General features: G+C 70.2%; 12 protein-coding genes. 7 read left to right on the forward strand and 5 right to left on the reverse strand.

Features of this window, described 5'->3' with window-relative positions:
- Window positions 1–123: 123 nt before the first annotated feature.
- Window positions 124–1140, reverse strand: a complete 1017-nt coding sequence (locus tag EDF24_RS12620; RefSeq protein ID WP_260233435.1) for a LacI family DNA-binding transcriptional regulator — start codon at window positions 1138–1140, stop codon at window positions 124–126.
- Between the two features lie 133 nt (window positions 1141–1273).
- On the opposite strand from EDF24_RS12620, the gene EDF24_RS12625 reads away from it, so the two are divergent.
- Genes EDF24_RS12625 through EDF24_RS12645 form a run of 5 tightly spaced genes read left to right on the forward strand, consistent with a single transcriptional unit; the run spans window position 1274 to window position 6344 of the window.
- Window positions 1274–2509 carry an ABC transporter substrate-binding protein gene (locus EDF24_RS12625; RefSeq protein ID WP_123703236.1) on the forward strand — a complete coding sequence of 412 codons (1236 nt, stop codon included), beginning with the start codon at window positions 1274–1276 and terminating at the stop codon, window positions 2507–2509.
- Window positions 2510–2511: 2 nt separating this feature from the next.
- Window positions 2512–3495 (forward strand): carbohydrate ABC transporter permease, encoded by a 984-nt coding sequence (locus tag EDF24_RS12630; RefSeq protein WP_123703237.1) that lies wholly within the window; start codon window positions 2512–2514, stop codon window positions 3493–3495.
- Window positions 3488–4369, forward strand: coding sequence for a carbohydrate ABC transporter permease (locus EDF24_RS12635; RefSeq protein WP_123703238.1), 882 nt, complete (start codon window positions 3488–3490; stop codon window positions 4367–4369). Before EDF24_RS12630 ends, EDF24_RS12635 begins: the two co-directional genes overlap by 8 nt.
- A gap of 35 nt (window positions 4370–4404) precedes the next feature.
- Window positions 4405–5241 carry a ThuA domain-containing protein gene (locus EDF24_RS12640; RefSeq protein WP_260233436.1) on the forward strand — a complete coding sequence of 279 codons (837 nt, stop codon included), beginning with the start codon at window positions 4405–4407 and terminating at the stop codon, window positions 5239–5241.
- A 35-nt stretch (window positions 5242–5276) separates the two neighbouring features.
- Window positions 5277–6344 carry a Gfo/Idh/MocA family protein gene (locus EDF24_RS12645; RefSeq protein ID WP_123703520.1) on the forward strand — a complete coding sequence of 356 codons (1068 nt, stop codon included), beginning with the start codon at window positions 5277–5279 and terminating at the stop codon, window positions 6342–6344.
- 148 nt (window positions 6345–6492) lie between these two features.
- On the opposite strand, the gene EDF24_RS12650 is transcribed toward EDF24_RS12645, so the two are convergent.
- Entirely contained in the window at window positions 6493–6957 is a 465-nt protein-coding gene (locus EDF24_RS12650) for a MarR family winged helix-turn-helix transcriptional regulator (protein WP_165931453.1), read from the reverse strand.
- Between the two features lie 166 nt (window positions 6958–7123).
- Here EDF24_RS12650 and EDF24_RS12655 point away from each other — a divergent pair, with 166 nt between their 5' ends.
- Window positions 7124–9277, forward strand: coding sequence for an MDR family MFS transporter (locus tag EDF24_RS12655; RefSeq protein WP_185021654.1), 2154 nt, complete (start codon window positions 7124–7126; stop codon window positions 9275–9277).
- A 4-nt stretch (window positions 9278–9281) separates the two neighbouring features.
- Window positions 9282–9863 carry a TetR/AcrR family transcriptional regulator gene (locus EDF24_RS12660; RefSeq protein ID WP_123654268.1) on the forward strand — a complete coding sequence of 194 codons (582 nt, stop codon included), beginning with the start codon at window positions 9282–9284 and terminating at the stop codon, window positions 9861–9863.
- 45 nt (window positions 9864–9908) lie between these two features.
- On the opposite strand, the gene opgC is transcribed toward EDF24_RS12660, so the two are convergent.
- The 3 genes from opgC to EDF24_RS12675 are packed head-to-tail and all read right to left on the reverse strand — an operon-like array spanning window position 9909 to window position 14760.
- Entirely contained in the window at window positions 9909–12404 is a 2496-nt protein-coding gene (gene opgC, locus EDF24_RS12665; protein WP_123703239.1) for an OpgC domain-containing protein, read from the reverse strand.
- Window positions 12392–12808 (reverse strand): ATP-binding protein, encoded by a 417-nt coding sequence (locus tag EDF24_RS12670; protein WP_165931455.1) that lies wholly within the window; start codon window positions 12806–12808, stop codon window positions 12392–12394. The genes opgC and EDF24_RS12670 overlap by 13 nt, the downstream gene beginning before the upstream one ends.
- Window positions 12805–14760, reverse strand: a complete 1956-nt coding sequence (locus tag EDF24_RS12675; protein WP_260233446.1) for a glycosyltransferase — start codon at window positions 14758–14760, stop codon at window positions 12805–12807. The genes EDF24_RS12670 and EDF24_RS12675 overlap by 4 nt, the downstream gene beginning before the upstream one ends.
- Window positions 14761–14854: the final 94 nt, after the last annotated feature.

Here is a 14854-nt window from a genome sequence, read left to right on the forward strand (position 1 = left end):
ACGAACACACGGCCGGGAGGCCCGGTGCCGGTCGGCACCGGGCCTCCCGTCGTGTGCGCGGTCCAGCTCAGTGCACGCCGCACGCAGCCGCTGCGGGCCCGCGCTGCGCGCCCCGCGCCGCGGTCAGGCGGGCGCCGGGGCCGTCGAGGCGGCGACGTGGAGCTCGCACGGGATCAGGGCGTGCGTCAGGTCGGTCGACGCACCCTCGAGCCGGTCGACGAGGGACTCGACCGCGAGACGGCCGAGCGCCGGCCCCGGTGCGTTCAGCGTCGTGAGCACGGGCTCGGTCGCGGTGCCGGCGCTGTCCGAGGACACGATCGCGATCACCGAGACGTCCTCGGGGACACGGCGCCCGCCGGCGCGGAGGCCGCTCACCAGCCCGAAGTTCGAGTCGTCCTTCATGATGACGGCCGCGGTGACGTCGGGGTCGCGGACGAGGAGCTCCGCCGCCGCGCGACGCCCGCCCTCCGCCGAGGCACCGGACGACACGACGGTGCCCGCGATGCCACGGCGGGCGACCGACGCACGGAACGCCGCCTCGGAGCGGACCTTCGGCCCGTACTCCGCCATCGCGGTGCCGTCGAGGTCCTCGACGACCAGGCCGATCCGCCGGTGCCCGAGGCCGGTGAGGTGGTCGAGCGCGTCCTCGACGGTGCGCTCGAAGTCGATGTCCACGAACGAGATCGCGGAGGGGTCGGCGGTCCGGCCGATCGACACGAACGGCACGTCCATCCGGGTGAGCTGCTCGATCCGGGGGTCGTGCATCGTGACCTCCATCACGATGACGCCGTCGGCGAGGCCACCGGAGATCAGGTCGCGGACATCGTCGGCGGTGGCGGCTGACGGCCAGAGCACGAGGTGGTACCCGAGCTCGGACGCACGACCCGCGGCGCTCGTGAAGAACTGCAGCGCCGTCTGGCCGAGGCGGTGTTCGAGCACCGGGAACAGCAGCGCGATGATCCGCGTCCGCCGGCTCGCGAGCGCGCGGGCGACGACGTTGTTCCGGTAGCCGAGCTCCCGCATCGCCGCGGTCACCCGGTCCCTGGTCGCCGGGGAGACCCGCTTGTTGCCGTTCACGACGAAGGACACCGTGGCGATGGAGACCCCCGCCCGGTCGGCGACCTGCTGCATCGTCGCCATGTCGTCTCCTGTCGTGTGCTCCGCTCACTGTACTGGGGAGCTGCTCGGAAAAAGTTCGTCTAAGCGCTTTACTATCGAAGCGCTTAGATGCTAGCTTCGGCGCACTCGGCCACCACCAGAGAAGAGCGAAGCAATGAAGCCTCGACACCGCAGGGTCGCCCCTGCCCTCACCGCCGTCGCCATGCTGGCGACCATCCCCCTCGTGCTCGCCGGTTGTTCCGGCGGGTCGTCCGCCTCATCGGGCGGCAAGGTGACCTCGATCACCGTCCTGGACTACTACAACCAGGGCAACGACAAGAAGGTCATCGGCGACTACCTCGACAAGTGCGGCGCCGCCAACGACGTCACGATCAAGCGGAGCCTGGTCCCCGGGGCCTCGCTCATCCAGAAGGTCCTCCAGCAGGCGTCGTCGAAGACCCTGCCGGACGTCCTCATGCTCGACAACCCGGACCTCCAGCAGATCGCCGAGACCGGTGCGCTCTCGCCGCTCACCGACTACGGCATCTCCACCGACGGCTACGCCAAGGGCGTGCTGCAGGCCGGCACCTACAAGGGCAAGGTCTACGGCCTCGCCCCGACCGTCAACACCATCGCGCTGTTCTACAACAAGGACGTGCTCGCGAAGGCCGGCATCACCCCGCCGAAGACCTGGGACGAACTGAAGACCGACGCGGCGAAGCTCACGACGGGCAGCCAGTACGGCTTCGCGGTCGACGCGAACGCCACGTACGAGGGCACCTGGCAGTTCCTGCCCTTCATGTGGTCCAACGGCGGCGACGAGAAGAACATCGCCACCACGAAGACCGCCGAGGCGCTCGGCCTCTGGACCGACCTGGTCAAGGACGGCTCGATGTCCAAGAGCGTCGTGAACTGGACGCAGGCGGACGTCAACGACCAGTTCATGGCCGGCAAGGCCGCGATGATGATCAACGGCCCGTGGCAGATCCCCGGCCTCAAGGCGTCGAAGGTCGACTACGGCATCGCGCAGATCCCGGTGCAGTCCGCGAGCGACACCGCGGTCGCCCCGCTCGGCGGCGAGGTGTGGACCGTCCCGAACACCGGCGACTCCGCCAAGCAGAAGGTCGCGGCGAAGGTCGTCTCCTGCATGAACGACGCGAAGAACCAGCTCGCGATGGCGAAGCTCCGCTACACGATCCCCTCGAAGACGTCGGCCGCCGAGCAGTTCGGCAAGGACGTCCCGGAGGAGCAGGTGTTCGTCGACCTGGTCGCCAGCGCCCGCGCACGCACCGGTGAGCTCGGAGCCGACTGGCCCAAGGCGGCCACGAAGATCTACACCGCCGTGCAGTCCGCGCTGACCGGGCAGGACTCCCCCGCCGACGCGCTGAAGAACGCGCAGTCGAGCAACTGAGCATGACCAGCACTGCAGAGCCCATCGCCCCGCAGCGGGCCGTCGGCGACGGGGCATCCGCCTCGTCCCGGCGGCCCGGGCGCCGGGGGCCGGGAACGCGCGGCAGGAGCCTCCGCTTCGAGCGGATCGCCCAGCTGCTGTTCCTGCTCCCCGCCGTCGTCTTCCTGCTGCTGTTCTTCGGCTACCCCGTCGTGAAGAACATCATCATGAGCTTCCAGGCGTACACGACGAGCACCTTCTACACGGGCGAGGCCCCGTGGGTCGGACTCGCGAACTACGTCTCCGTCGTCTCGTCCCAGCTGTTCGGTACCGCGCTCCTCAACACGGCGCTGTTCACGATCGGCTCCATCGTCGGTCAGTTCGTCATCGGGCTCGCGCTCGCGCTGTTCTTCCGACGGAACTTCCCGCTCTCCGGGCTCCTCCGCTCCCTGCTCCTGCTGCCGTGGCTCCTGCCGCTCATCGTCTCGAGCGCGGTGTGGAAGTGGATGCTCGACCAGGACTCCGGCGTCCTCAACCAGTTCCTCAACGTGTTCGGGATCGGCTCGGTGCCCTGGCTGACGAGCCCAGCCGTCGCCCTCATCACGGTGATCGGCGTGAACATCTGGATCGGCATCCCGTTCAACACGACGATCCTCTACGGCGGTCTGCAGGACATCCCCGCCGAGCTGTACGAGGCGGCGTCGCTCGACGGCGCCACCGGGTGGAAGGCCTTCTGGGCGATCACCTGGCCGATGCTCCGCCCGGTCGTCAGCGTCACGCTCGTGCTCGGCGTCGTCTACACGATCAAGGTGCTCGACATCATCCTCGGGTTGACGAACGGCGGCCCGGCGAACGCCACCCAGACCATCGCCACGCAGTCCTACGACCTGTCGTTCAAGCAGTTCGACTTCGGGCAGGGCGCGGCACTCAGCAACATCCTCATCGTGATCTCCGCGCTGTTCGCGATCGTGTACCTGCGCCTGAACCGGAAGGCCGTCGATGACTGAGGCAGCACGCACCACGACGCTGGGCACCCGCGCACTCACGGTCCAGGGCCGGAGACCCGCCCGCGCCACCACCCCGAAGCAGTGGATCCTGTCCGGCGTGGGGATCCTGATCCTCGCCGTGATGCTGTTCCCCGTCTACTGGATGATCAACATCTCGCTGCAGCCGGCGGGCCCGGCGATCGAGGCCGCCTGGTTCCCGATCCACGCGCAGCTGCACGGGTACGCCCAGGCGATCGCGGACCAGGGCGGGGCGCTCGTCACGAGCCTCCTGATCGCCCTGGGCAGCGTGGTCGTGAGCCTGGTGATCGCGACACCGGCGTCGTACGCGCTCGCCCAGTTCAAGGTGAAGGGCGTCGGGGCCGTCCTGTTCGGCATCCTCATCTCGCAGATGATCCCCGGCATCGTCGTCGCGAACGCGCTGTACGCGGCGTACAACGACCTCGGCCTGCTCAACACGATCCCCGGGCTGATCCTCGCCGACTCGACCGCGGGTGTCCCGTTCGCGATCCTCATCATGCGGGCGTTCATGCAGAACATCCCGCCGTCGATCATCGAGGCGGCGAAGGTGGACGGTGCCGGCAACTTCCGGGCGTTCCGCTCGGTCGTCATCCCGATCAGCTTCAACGCGCTGATCACCGCGGGGCTGTTCACGTTCCTGTTCACGTGGAGCGACTTCCTGTTCGCGCTGACCCTCACCACCACCGGTGACGTCCGCCCGATCACGCTCGGCATCTACAACTACATCGGCACCTTCACCGCCGACTGGTCGACCGTCATGGCCGCAGCGGTGATGGCGTCGATCCCCGCCATCGTGCTGCTCCTCGTGGCACAGAAGTTCATCGCCGCCGGGGCCACCGGCGGTGCCGTCAAGTGATCCCAGCACCACCACGACCCCGGAAGGCCGACACCATGACCACCACCCCGCTCCGCATCACCGTCTGGGGCGAGAACGTCCACGAGCAGGTCGAGCAGCACGTCGCGGACCGGTACCCCGACGGCATGCACGGCGCGATCGCGGACGGCATCCGGGAGAACCTCCCCGACGCGCTCGTCCGGACCGCGACGATGCAGGAACCCGAGCACGGTCTGACCGACGAGGTCCTCGCGCAGACCGACGTCCTCACCTGGTGGGGGCACGCGGCACACGCCGACGTCGACGACGCCGTGGTCGACCGGGTGCACAAGCACGTGCTCGCCGGCATGGGCCTCGTCGTCCTGCACTCCGGCCACTGGTCGAAGATCTTCGGCAAGCTGATGGGCACGACGTGCACGCTCCGGTGGCGGAGCGAGCACGACCAGGAACTCGTCTGGACCGTGAACCCGCAGCACCCGATCACCCGCGGCGTGCCGAACCCGATCGTCATCCCCGAGCAGGAGATGTACGGCGAGTACTTCGACGTCCCGACCCCCGACGAGCTCGTGTTCATCTCGGGCTTCACCGGCGGCGAGGTGTTCCGGAGCGGCATGACGTACCGCCGCGGCCTCGGGAAGATCTTCTTCTTCTCCCCCGGCGACCAGGACTTCCCCGTGTACCACCACAAGGACGTCCGTCGGGTGATCGCGAACGCGACCGAGTGGGCCCGCCCGGAGCGCGAGCGCGAGATCCCGACGCTCCGCCGCTACGACCTCGGGGAGTACTTCGAGGGCCAGCACTACCGCGGCCCGTTCGACGACGCCCCGGCCACGGAGACCGCGACCGAGACTGGCGCGGAGACCGAGACCGAACCGGCCGAGGCCCGCGCGTGACGCCCCTCCGCGTCGTCCAGGTCGGCGCCGGCGGCATGGGCCGGGCCTGGCTCGGCACGGTCGCCGCCGACCCCGAGGTCGAACTCGTCGGCATCGTCGACCTGGACCTCGACGCAGCACGCGCCGGCGCGGAGACGGCCGGGGACCCGTCGATCCCGGTCGGCACGAGCCTCACCGCACTCGCGGCGGAGACCGGTGCCGAGGCCGTCCTCGACGTCACGGTGCCGGTGGCCCACCACCCGATCACGCTCGAGGCCCTGCACGCCGGCCTGCCGGTCCTCGGCGAGAAGCCGGCAGCGCAGACGGTCGCCGAGGCACTCTCCCTCGCCGCAGCCGCCGAGTCCACCGGTGTGCTGTTCATGGTGTCCCAGTCCCGCCGCTACAACGACCGGCTCGTCGCGTTCCGGCAGCACGTCCGCGGGCTCGGCGACCTCGGCACGCTGAGCACCCGGTTCGCGAAGGCCCCGCACTTCGGCGGCTTCCGCGAGGAGATGGACGACGTCCTGCTCCTCGACATGGCGATCCACCCGTTCGACTCCGCCCGCTACGTGCTCGAGCGGGATCCCGTGTCGGTGTACTGCGAGTCGTACAACCCGTCGTGGTCCTGGTACCGCGGGGATGCTGCGGCGGCGGCGGTGTTCACGTTCGAGGACGACATCCGCTACGTCTACGACGGCTCGTGGTGCGCGCCCGGCGCGGAGACGTCGTGGAACGGCGACTGGCGCGCGTCGGGTGCGGCGGGGACCGCGCTCTGGGACGGCGACCACGACCCGTCGAGCGACCTCGACGGCACACTGGGCTCCCCCGCTGCGGCCGACGGCGTCGGCGAGGAGATCGCGGGGGCGCTCTCCTCCTTCGTCCGGGCGCTCCGCACCGGGGCCACCCCGGACGGCGAGGTCCACGGGAACATCATGAGCCTGGCGATGGTGGAGGCCGCCATCGCGTCGACCCGGTCGGGGCAGCGCGTGGTGATCGACGAGGTGCTCGACCGGGCGCACGCCGAGGCGCTCGCAGCCGAGCGCGACGACGCCGCGCGCGAGCGCCTGGCGGCGTGGGGCTCGGTCCGCAACGCACTCACCGCGGCGGTGCCGGCCACGGGGTGAGACGGCGGCCCACAACGGACGGGAGGCCCGGTGCCAGCTGGCACCGGGCCTCCCGTCCGTCTGCGGCCGGCTCCGCACCGTGCGAGGTTCCGGACACCGTGCCAGGCCGGGCGCCTGCCACACCGTCCGCGACCTCGCACAGTCCGCGTCAGCGGCGGTGGACCGCCGCCCGGAGCACGTCGTCGGCGCGGTCGTTCAGCCGGCCGAGCAGCGCCGCGAGGGCGCGCAGGTCGTCGTCGGCGAACTCCCCCACGATGTCGTCGAAGGTCTCGTCGCCGTGGGTGTCGAGCTGGTCCAGCAGGCGACGCCCCGCTGGCGCGAGCTCGAGCAGGCTCGCGCGCCCGTCCTGGGGATCCGGTGTCGTCCCGAGGTGACCGGCCGACACGAGCGATGCCACGCGACGACTCACGACCGGCCGGGACAACCCGGTCAGTTCCGCGACGGCCGTCGACCGGACCGGGCCCAGGTGTTCGACGGCCCGCAGGAGCACCCGCGCCGTCGGGTCCAGGCCGCCGCGCTCCTCGATCAGGACGGAGCGGAGCGCCTGCCGGACCCAGAGGCGGTCGAGCTGCTGCCGGAGAGCACGCTCGGAGTCGTTGCGGTCGTCGGTCACGTGGCCAAGCGTACGACCCGAATTTAGTTGCTTGCTGGAAGCATCTGGTGTAACTTTGCAGTCGCTGCAAGGTCGAGACCGGTGCCGACGCCCACCCCAGGGGTCCGCGCGCACGGCACGTCCGGTCTCCCCCGCAGCCGACCGACCGATCGAACCGAAGGAACCCATGTCAACCGCCACCGCACCCGTCCCGGTGCATCGCGGGCGTCACAGCGCCCCCGCTCCCGGCAGCGCCGGGAACGGCCAGCAGCCGCTCATGACGCACCGTCAGATCCTGCTCGTCATCTACGGCCTGATGGCGGGCATGTTCCTGTCCTCGCTCGGGCAGACGGTGTTCGGCACCGCGATCCGCACCATCGGCGACGACCTGCACGGCCTCGACCAGCAGGCGTGGGTGACGACGGCGTACCTGATCACCTCGACGATCGCGACGCCGATCTACGGCAAGCTCTCCGACATCTTCGGCCGTCGGCCGCTCTACATCTTCGGCATCGTCGTCTTCATCCTCGGCGCCGTGCTCTCCTCGATGTCCACGTCGATGCTCATGCTCGCCGGCTTCCGCGCCGTGCAGGGCATCGGCGCCGGCGCGCTGATGTCGCTGCCGCTGGCGATCATGGGCGACATCCTCGCGCCCCGCGAGCGGGCGAAGTACCAGGGGTACTTCCTCGCCGTGTTCGGCATCTCCTCGGTGATCGGTCCGCTGATCGGCGGCCTCCTCGCCGGCACCAGCGAGATCCTCTTCATCACCGGCTGGCGCTGGGTGCTCCTCATCAACGTGCCGATCGGGATCGCCGCGCTGATCATGGTGATCGTCTTCCTGCACCTGCCGAAGGTGCACGACAAGGCCGAGAAGCCGAAGGTCGACTGGTGGGGCGCGACCGCCGTCATCGTCACGCTCGTCCCGCTGCTCCTCGTCGCCGAACAGGGCCGCACCTGGGGCTGGGGCTCCGCCGCCGCCATCGCCTGCTACGTGATCGGCGTCGTCGGCCTCGTCGCACTGCTCCTCATCGAGTCGAAGATGGGCGACGCGGCGATCATCCCGCTGAAGCTCTTCCGCTCCGGCACGTTCTCGATGGCCACGGTGATCGGGTTCCTCGTCGGGTTCGCGATGTTCGGCGCGATGCTCACCATCCCGCTCTACCTGCAGATCGTCGTCGGCCTCAGCCCCACCCAGTCCGGCTTCGCGACGCTGCCGCTCGTCGGCGGCCTGATGATCGCGTCGATCACCTCCGGCCAGATCGTCGCCCGCGTCGGCCGGTACCGGATCTTCCCGGTGATCGGCACCGCGCTGGTGTCCGCCGGCTACGTCGTCCTGACGTTCATGTCGATCGACAAGCCGCTCTGGTTCCTGATGATCGGCATGTTCCTCATCGGCCTCGGGCTCGGCTCCGTGATGCAGTCCCTGACCCTCGCGTCGCAGGGGTCCGTCCAGGCACGTGACATGGGCGTCGCCACGTCCTCCGCGACCTTCTTCCGCCAGATCGGTGGCACGCTCGGCACCGCGGTGCTGCTGTCGATCCTGTTCTCGGTCATGCCGACGAACATCGTGCACGCGACCGCGAACCGCGCCGACCTCACGAGTGCGCTCGATGCGGCGCTCGACCCCACCGTCGCATCCGCTCCCGCGAACCGTGGCGTGATGCGGCAGATCTGGACGCCGATCGTCACCCCGATCGAGGAGCAGGTCGACGCCGGGCTGGCGGACGGCACGACGGCGGCGAAGCAGGCGGCCGACCAGGCCGTCACGCAGCAGGTCACCGCAGCGGTGCAGGCGCAGGTCGCGGCGGGCACCGTCCCGGCTGCGGCAGCACAGACCGTCATCGACCAGCAGGTCGCAGCGGCCACCCCGGCCGCCGAGGCCAGCGCACTCGACGCAGCCGCGTCGAAGGCGCACGCATCGGTCTCCGACGGTGCCCTCGTGGTCGACTGGTCGGACGACGCACAGCGCTCGTACTACGTCGACCAGGCCGTCCCGACGATCGTCGAGTCGCTGAACGACTCGTCGAACGACTCGAGCGCGTCGGCCACGAACGACACCTCGTTCCTGACCGGTGCCGACAGCCGCCTGACCCGTCCGTTCATGAGCGGGTTCAACGCCTCCGCCGTGACGATCTACTGGGTCGGGCTCGGGGTCATCCTGCTCGCGTTCGTCCTGACCTGGTTCTTCCGGGTGCCGCCGCTCCGTGCGCGCTCCGCACTGCAGGAGCGGGCCGACATGTCCGCTTCGGCCGAGCTCGAGGCGGAGGCCGGGATGGCCGCTGCCGAAGCCGGGTCGTTCACCGGGCCGATGACCGGCTCGACGCCGACCGTCCGGCGGTGACGTCGTGACCCCCACCGTGGCCGAGTCGGAGCCGTGCTCGCTCCGGGAGCGGAAGAAGCAGCAGACCCGGCAGGCCATCCACGACGCCGCGCTCCGGCTCGTGGCGGACTCCGGCCTCGGTGGGGTCACCGTCGAGCAGATCTGCGCGGCGGCACACGTCTCCCCGCGGACCTTCTTCAACTACTTCCCGTCGAAGGCGGACGCGGCGCTCGGGTTCCCGCCGAACACCGTGCCCGCCGCGGTCCGGACGCGGTTCCTGGCGTCGTCCGGCGCCCTCGTGTCCGACGTCTGCGCCCTGGTCGCGCACACGGTCGCCCTGCCGCAGGACCGGCACCGCGCCCGTGACCTCGTCGAGCGGCACCCCGAGGTGATGCCGACGATGCTCGACTGGATGGCCGCGACCCGGCGTGCCGTGATCCGGGTCGCCGCCGAGCGCACCGACGAGCAGACCGCCCGCACGGCGGTGACGCTCGTGATGGGCGCGCTCATCGAGCTGGCGCAGCGCACCACCGTGGCCGACGGGGACGAGCTCACCGCGGTGCTGCGGGGCGTCGTCGGCGAGATGGGGGCGCTGGCGCGGGCCTGACGCGCGCGGGCGCGGGGGGCGCGGGGGGCGCGGGGGGCGCGAGCTTCAGCGCGGGATCACGCTGAACAGGAACTTCTTCCGCACCATGTACCAGGCGAGCAGGATCAGCAGCGAGTGGGTGACGACGCCGATCCACCCGTTGCTCCAGTCGACCCCCGGGATCGACGCGATGGCCAGTGCGAAGAACACCTGCCAGACGAAGACGTAGAGACTCGCCTGCCCGATCGGGATCCACAGCCACCCGATCGCCGCCGCGATCGGCTTCCAGAACACGGTGAGGATCGCGTAGGACACGATCGCGAAGAACGCGATGTCGACCAAGCGCCCCCACTGCAGGTCCACCCGCTGGTACGCCGTGTTGTAGAGGTCGTCGTACATCGACGCCGGGAACGGCACGGGCGTGAAGCCGAAGTGGTTCGCGGCCCAGACGTAGACCAGGAACGCCGCGTAGCCGCAGATGCCGACGCCGATCAGCACCTTCCCGAGGCGTCCGGTCAGCGCACGCACGATCTGCCGGCGGTAGTAGCCGAGGACCAGGCCGTGCGTGAACACGACCTGCCAGGTGAGGAGCGGGAACACCGACTCGAACTGGGAGTTCAGCGGCCGGAACTCCGGGTGCAGCGCCTGGAAGACGTAGAGGGCCCAGCTGCCGATGAGCACCGCCCACCAGAACCCGCGCCGGATCACCCAGAGCAGCGGCGGGATGAACAGGCTCAGCACCACGAAGAGGCCCATGATGTTGAACGGCCACGGCCCCATCTCGAGCAGCAGGAACTGCCGGATGGCGTACCAGGGCGGCGGGTACGCCAGCAGTTGCATGGCGTTCGGGTACAGGTCGTAGACGCGTCCCTCGGCGCCGACGCCGCCGGTCCCGGTCCCCCGGTCCGTGAACGTCGTGATCGCGTCGGTGTTCAGGAACGGCAGGAAGCTCAGCGCGAAGACGACCGCGATCACCACCAGCGTGACGAGGTACTGCTTCCGCGCGCGCTTCCAGGCGCCGACCGCGGCCACCCACTCGCCGAACTTCTTGATCGCGAGCGGGTAGGTCATGCCGAGGACCATGCCGGAGAGGAACACGAACATCTCCGCGCCGGTGATCGCCCCGACCGCGTGCAGCGTGATGTACGAGTACGGACCACCGATCTCGATGTGGGTGATCACCACCGCCAGGATGATGAACCCGCGGAACAGGTCGAGCCGCAGGTCGCGCCCGGGCTTGCCGTCGTCGGGGTACCGCCAGCTCGGCAGGAGTCGGCCGAACAGCCCGCTCAGCAGGAACACGATCGCGAGCCCCACCGCCAACCAGACGATCCACGCCATCTGGTCGCCGCCGGTGTCGAGCTGCTGGTTCGTCGCCGCGTTGCCGTCCTGCGGTGTGACCCGCTCGGTGACGGGGCCGAACACGAACCGGTCGGTGCCCTGCAGGTCGGTGCGGAAGGAGCCCGCGATCCCCGGCACCGCGGTGTCCCGCCAGTCGGCAACGCGGTTGCCGGCCTCGGGTTCGCGCCGGTTCGTCTCGAGGAAGGTCACACCGCGGATGAGCGGGCGGTCCTCGATCGCGCTGAAGACCTGCCGCCACCACCCCTGCTTGACCGCGAGCTCCGTCGCGCCCCGGAGCGAGTGGTCGTACAGCGCACCGGTGTCCAGGAGCATCGGCCGGTCGTGTCCCACGGCGAAGCGGTCGTAGAAGTCGCTCTGCTGCTGGGCGTCGTAGCCCCAGGTCTCGTCGAACCGGGCTGCGACCTCGCCCGACACGGGGACGTCGTTCGTCGTCAGCGGGACGTCCCGACCGGCCGCCTGGGTCGCCTTCCCCTTGCCGAAGAAGAACATCGACATGCCGACCCAGTCGACGGACGAGTCGCCCGGCCAGTAGGGCTGGTACGGATCGTCGGCGGCGGTGAGCTGGCCGTCCCCGTTGGTGTCGAGCTTCGCGGTGTCCGTCGCTGACAGGTCCGCCAGGCGCCCGGCGGACTCGCCGAACGGGTACCCGGCGCCGTACGACGGGGACCAGACCATCAGTGCGTCCGACGTGCCGCCGTGCACCGCGGTCGCGAGCGCGCGGAACGCCCGCACGTACTGCGTCGGCTGCTGCCCCCAGCGCACCCACGTGCCGTTCATCTGCGGTGCGAAGCGGACGAGCACCTGCGTGTCGTACTGGTCGTGCGCTTCCTCGAACAGCGTGTTCGCGTGCCGGGCGTCCGCGGCGGTCAGCGACCGGAGCGCGGCGTCGGGCTCCAAGCTGACGACGAGGGTCGCGCCCTGGGCGGCCGCGGCCCGGGTGGAGCGCAGCAGCTGCCGTTCCGCGCTCGCGTCGACGGGGTAGTCGATCTCCACCGCGTAGCTCGAGGGCGTCGCGCCGAGCCGTCCTTCGTACCCGTCGGGGGCGTCCGATCCCCAGTCGAGGTCCGGCCCGAACCAGGTCTTCCCCGAGGACGGCGACAGCGACGCCGCCTGCGCCGGGATGGCTCCCCCGAGCAGGAGCACGCCGACCGTGACCAGGATCGCCACGACACGGACGAGCGTCCGCCTCACCGTGTGCACACCAGGGTCCAGACGTTGTGCCCGTGTTCGTGCCGGTGTTCGAGGCGGTCCAGCGCGGCGATGGCGAGTGCGAGCCCGCGGCCGCTCTCGGCGTCGAGGTCGGCCATCGTGACCGCGCTGAGGTCGATGTCGACCGGCAGCCCGTTGTCACGGAGCTCCGCGGTGAACTCGTGGTCGGTGGCGGTGAGCTCCACGGAGTAGCGGCGTCCCTGCTGTTGGTCGGCGCGAGCGGTGTGCTCGACGATGTTCGCGGCGATCTCGGCGAGCGCGGTCTCGAGCGCGAAGCGGTGCGCCATGTCGTCGACGCCGAGGCCGGCCCACCACGCGCCGAAGCGGTCCTGCACGGTGTCGAGGCTCTCCGGCACGGCGGGCACGTCGAAGGACGCGACGTCGAAGGCCGTCACAGCGGACCACCGGCCGTGCTCGACTCGTGCTCGGACTGCACGCCGGTCCCCGGGCCGCGGTACAGCACCGCACGGATCACGATGCTGAAGATGAACAGGTCGAAGACGACCCACGCGGTGTTCACGAGCGGCGCGATGCCCGACGCCTGTCCGGCGAGGTACCGGATCCCGATCAGGATCAGCGCGGCGACGAGCGCGGCCATCGCGATCAGCTGCGGCCGGACGAGGTCCCAGCGCGGCTTCTGCTCGGACTCGTCGCGGACCTTCGGGGTGACGCGGAACCCGAGGGGCTTGCCGCGGAACACGTTCTCGAACGCGCTCGTCACGCTCTCGATCCACACCGGGAAGAGCGCGAGCGAGTACTGCTGCCCGCGCCACGTCGGTCTGCCGGCCGCGACCACCCAGAACAGCAGCTGGTTGAGCACCAGGAACGGGATGAGCCGGGCGAAGAAGTCCACGCTGTAGGCCTGCACGGGGACGACCCCGAACGACAGGCAGAGCACCGGGGCCGCGATGTAGACGATGGCCGCGAAGCCGGACAGGTAGCTCCACATCGTGGAGAAGTACATCAGGCGCTGTCCGAACGACAGGCCCTTCTGCACGAGCGGGTTCTCGCGGAAGAACACCTGCATGGTGCCCTGCGCCCAGCGGAGCCGCTGTACGAGCATCGTCGGCAGGTCTTCGGGGGCGAGGCCCTTCGCCAGGATCTCGTCGTGGTACGCCGACTTCCAGCCGAGGCCGTGCAGGCGCATCGCGGTCGCCATGTCCTCGGTCACCGAGATCGTCGCCAGGGGCATGATCGCCTGGGCCTCGTCGCCGCGGTTCACGTCGACGGCGCGGGCGAGCACGGCGATCGCCTCGATCGCCGCGACCGGCGACGCGTTCCGCTGCCCGAGGACGTCGAGTGCGGCGTCGTCGAGCCCGGCGAACGTGTTGGCGTCCGTCGACATCGCGGCGAGTTCCTGCAGGTCGTTCCGCACCGACTCGAGGTCGGCCGCGGCGAACCGGAACGCGATCGCGTCGATGCCCCGCTGGAACTCGTACGTGACGTCACCGAGCGGTTCGCTGCCGGCCATCTGGTCGCGCGCGCGGTCCACCACCGCTTCGGCGTCGTCGAGGGCGCGCAGCACGCGCGGGTCCGTCTCGGTCTCGCGGGCGCGGGACAGGAGCTTGCGGGAGGTCTTGATCGTGCGCTGGACGGACGCCTCGACTTCGCGCACGTAGCGGGAGATGCCGAGCTGCATCAGGGCTTCTCGCCGGAGGATGGCGTTCGACCCGCAGAAGAACGCCGCGTTCCAGCCGTCCTTGGACTGCTGGATCGGGCCGTAGAACAGCGGCGCCTGGCTGCCGAGGAGGTCGGCGTCGGGCACGTTCTCGAACCACTGCGGTGTCTGGACGAGCGCCATCCGCGGGTCCTTGAAGTACCCGAGCGTGCGGTCCAGGATCGCCGGGTCGGGGACCTGGTCGGCGTCCAGGATGAGCAGGAACTCACCCTGGGTCGCCATCAGCGCGTTGTTGAGGTTGCCCGCCTTGGCGTGCCGCGGCCGGTCGATCCAGTCCTGCCCGCGGGTGATCACGCCGAGCCCGAGGCGCTCGGCAGCGTCGCGCATCTCCGGCCGGTTGCCGTCGTCGAGGATCCACGTGCTGTGCGGGTACGTGATCGCCTTCGCCGCGTGCGCGGTGCGCATCACGAGGTCGACCGGCTCGTTGTACGTGGTGATGAACACGTCGACGGTGACGTCGGTGCTCGGGGTCGTCGGTGGTTCGCCGCGTTCCCGGAGCTTCCAGGCACCCAACGCGAACAGCAGCGAGTCGATCACGCTGTACGTCTCGGCGAGGATCAGCGGCACCGCGATCCACCACGAGTGCCAGTTCACCGAGGCGACCCAGCGCCATGCGACGTAGTTGATGCCGGCGAGCGACGCCAGCACCGCAACGGTCCGGACGGTCACCAGGCGGCGGCGCGCCGTGCTCTGCGTGAGGCGCCGGCGGTCCTGCCGGCTGAGGTCGAGCGCCGTCACCGTCGGGCTCCCGAGCCGACGACGG

This window comes from Curtobacterium sp. PhB130 (assembly GCF_003755165.1).
Lineage (GTDB): Bacteria > Actinomycetota > Actinomycetes > Actinomycetales > Microbacteriaceae > Curtobacterium.

Coding starts and splice junctions, on each gene's coding strand:
- EDF24_RS12630 (WP_123703237.1), top strand. CDS start 2,512: ATGACCAGCACTGCAGAGCCCATCGCCCCGCAGCGGGCCGTCGGCGAC.
- EDF24_RS12635 (WP_123703238.1), top strand. CDS start 3,488: ATGACTGAGGCAGCACGCACCACGACGCTGGGCACCCGCGCACTCACG.
- EDF24_RS12640 (WP_260233436.1), top strand. CDS start 4,405: ATGACCACCACCCCGCTCCGCATCACCGTCTGGGGCGAGAACGTCCAC.
- EDF24_RS12620 (WP_260233435.1), bottom strand. CDS start 1,140: ATGGCGACGATGCAGCAGGTCGCCGACCGGGCGGGGGTCTCCATCGCC.
- EDF24_RS12645 (WP_123703520.1), top strand. CDS start 5,277: ATGGGCCGGGCCTGGCTCGGCACGGTCGCCGCCGACCCCGAGGTCGAA.
- EDF24_RS12625 (WP_123703236.1), top strand. CDS start 1,274: ATGAAGCCTCGACACCGCAGGGTCGCCCCTGCCCTCACCGCCGTCGCC.
- EDF24_RS12655 (WP_185021654.1), top strand. CDS start 7,124: ATGTCAACCGCCACCGCACCCGTCCCGGTGCATCGCGGGCGTCACAGC.